Origin of the sequence: Thioalkalivibrio sp. (genome assembly GCF_007692535.1) — a bacterium.
Classification (GTDB): Bacteria; Pseudomonadota; Gammaproteobacteria; order Ectothiorhodospirales; family Ectothiorhodospiraceae; genus Thioalkalivibrio.
Genome location: NZ_REBW01000058.1, coordinates 1 through 2,726 on the forward strand (window position 1 = coordinate 1; position 2,726 = coordinate 2,726).

The following is a 2,726-nucleotide window of genomic DNA, read 5'->3' on the forward strand; positions in this document are numbered from 1 at the left end:
CGCGCAGGGGCTTCTACGCTCCGCACGGCTTCATCGTGATCAGCGACATCTTCGAAAATGCCGGCATAGCGCATCAGCGGATGCTGCGGCGGCTGAACGGTAACGCTCTTGCCCTGCGTCACGCCACCTGAGCAAACGGATCGCGCGGGCGAACCTCTGCCCACAGTTCGAAGGACCCGTGGGAGTGCGCCTTGCACGCGAAGAAGTCCTCTGCGGAGCTTCCGTGATAATCAGGAAACCTATTGACCTCTACCCTTCTTGAGAGAGCTCCGCTACCGCTTTCGCTTGAGCCAAACGTGCTCCCGTCACCACGCGGCCTTTCCGTCGGGGACCAAAATGCTAGACCTAGGTCAAGTTTTTCCGCGAAGCCGATGGCGACCAGGACAAATCGCGCATAAGATTTGTATTACCCGCAGTATTGCAGGCCATCGCCGATAGTCGGGCAGGAATGTGAGGTGGGTAGTCAGTACGGGTTGGCGCAAAGCGGAACCAGGAAGAACCATGCGAAGACGACCATGATCAAGCAGGACGCCCCGGTGGAGACCGTGCAGCATCGGGCGACGATGGCCGCCTGTTGCCACGAGCACAGCGATTCCTTCATCGATGATTCCCTGGACATGCTCGGCATCACGACCCTGCGTGATGGCCGGTGGCGTTGGATATACGTGAACCCGTCCCTGTGCCAGGTCCTTGGCTGGAGTTCGGACGAACTACTGGCGATGGCCTGCGACGATATCCTGCACCCGAACGAGCGGGCTGCAATGGCCGCATATCTGCAGTCTGGCCGCTCGCTGGAAAGACTCGAGCAACGGGTGCGGTGCAAGGATGGTCGCTTCAAGAGGATCAGCTGGAATCTGGTGCCGGCGGCCACGGGTGGCGCGATGTACCATTCCGGCCGCGACGTGACGGAGCGCCGGCTGGCCGATGAGCTGCTGCGTGCCCAGAAGCAGGCGCTGGAAGGCGTGGCCGCTCCGATTCCGCTGGACGAGGCGCTCCGTGCGCTGACCGACATCGTCGATCAGCAATCGGATCATTCCGCGGTGGCGGCGATCATGCTGGCGGATGAAACCGGTGAAACGTTGCGCGCCTGCGTCGGTGCCGGGTTGCCGTCGTGGTACTACAAGGCCGTGGACGGAGTGAGGATCGAACCGGGCCTCGGGACCTGTGCCCACGCCGCGGCTTGCAACGAGATCACGGTCACCCCTGATATCGAGGCCGCGCCGTCCTGGGAAGGGCTCGCCCATCTGCCGCTGGCGTTGGGCTTGAAGGCGGCCTGGTCGATGCCCATTCGTGGCTCCGACAACCGGGTACTGGGGACCTTGGGCACCTATTTCCGGGAGTGTCGGCAGCCGACCCTCTGGGAGCGCCAACTCGTCGAGGGTCTGTGCCATGCGGCCTCCTGGGCGATCGAACGCAAGCAGGCCGAGGCGGCGCTGCGCCAGGAGGCCGCGCGCAAGGATGAGTTTCTCGCGGTACTGGCGCATGAATTGAGAAACCCGCTGGCGCCCCTGCGCATGGGCCTTGAGGTGCTGGGATCCCGCGCCTCGCCCGAAGCGCACGCCAACATGCGCGCGATGATGGAGCGGCAGGTCGACCATCTGGTGCATTTGGTGGACGAGTTGCTCGATGTTTCGCGCATCAGCCGCGGCCAGATCGATCTGCAGCGCGCGCGCATCGACCTGGATGGCGTCGTCGATGCGGCCGCCGAGTTGTCGCAACCACTGATCGATGCCCGCGGCCATGAGCTGACTGTGCGCCGGACCGGCGCGCCGTTGTGGATCGACGGCGATCACCAGCGCCTGACGCAAGTGACCGCGAACTTGCTCAGCAACGCCGCCAAATACATGAATTCGGGAGGTACGATCCACCTGAGCACCGGCGTTGAGGCCGGTCAGGCGGTGTTGCGGGTCAGTGACAGCGGCTATGGGATCCCGCCCGAGCGGCTCTCCGAGGTCTTCGACATGTTCGTCCAGGTGCCGGAGCACCGTGAACTGACCGGGGGTGGCGGGCTCGGCATCGGCCTGGCCTTGTCGCGCCAGCTGATTGCGCTGCACGGGGGATCGATCGTCGCCACCAGCCAGGGGCTCGGTCATGGCAGCGTGTTCGTGTTGCGTCTCCCGCTGGCCTTGCCGGCGCCGCAGATGGCCGACGCCGTACCGGATGCAGGCACGGACGCGGTCCCGCGGCGGGTGCTGGTGGTCGATGACAATGCCGATGTGGCCCAGGGCCTGCGCCTGTTTCTCGAGTTGAAGGGGGCCGACGTGCAGGTCGCGGCCGATGGCCCCGCCGCGCTGCGTGCGATCGAGGCGCGTGCGCCGGAGGTCGTGTTGCTGGACATCGGCCTGCCCGGCATGAGCGGGTACGAAGTCGCGCGCCGGATCCGCGCGCTACCGGGCGGCCGGCAGATGCGCCTATACGCCGTGACCGGCTGGGGGCAGGAGGACGACAAGCGCCTCGCGAAGGAGGCCGGCTTCGACGAACATCTCACCAAGCCGATCAACACCGCTGTATTGCTGAAGCTGCTGGCCACCCCGCCGCCGACAAGTTGACCCCGCCGTTCCCGCACCCACCAGCAAGCTCCGACACAACCCGCGTACCCATGCACTCGCGTTTCCGGGTTTCCGGGGACAGTACACCTGTTTCTTGGTGGTCGGTCTGGGCGGCATGATCCGCGGAACCTTGAGAAGGAGAGCGATGATCCGGGTGGCTCGTGTTCCGTCCCGGTT

Annotated in this window: 1 protein-coding gene and 1 pseudogene; both read left to right on the forward strand. The window is 65.2% G+C overall.

Annotation, left to right across the window (positions count from 1 at the left end; all coding sequences use genetic code 11):
- Positions 1–131 (forward strand): annotated as a pseudogene (locus EA346_RS01475) (GNAT family N-acetyltransferase); the annotation flags it as partial.
- A gap of 384 nt (positions 132–515) precedes the next feature.
- A complete protein-coding gene (locus tag EA346_RS01480; RefSeq protein WP_296754745.1) occupies positions 516–2,549 on the forward strand; it encodes an ATP-binding protein in 2,034 nt (677 codons plus the stop codon).
- The last annotated feature ends 177 nt before the right edge of the window (positions 2,550–2,726 follow it).

Bases quoted from the DNA above. Each gene is read 5' to 3' on its own strand.
- EA346_RS01480 (WP_296754745.1), top strand. From the start codon at position 516: ATGATCAAGCAGGACGCCCCGGTGGAGACCGTGCAGCATCGGGCGACG.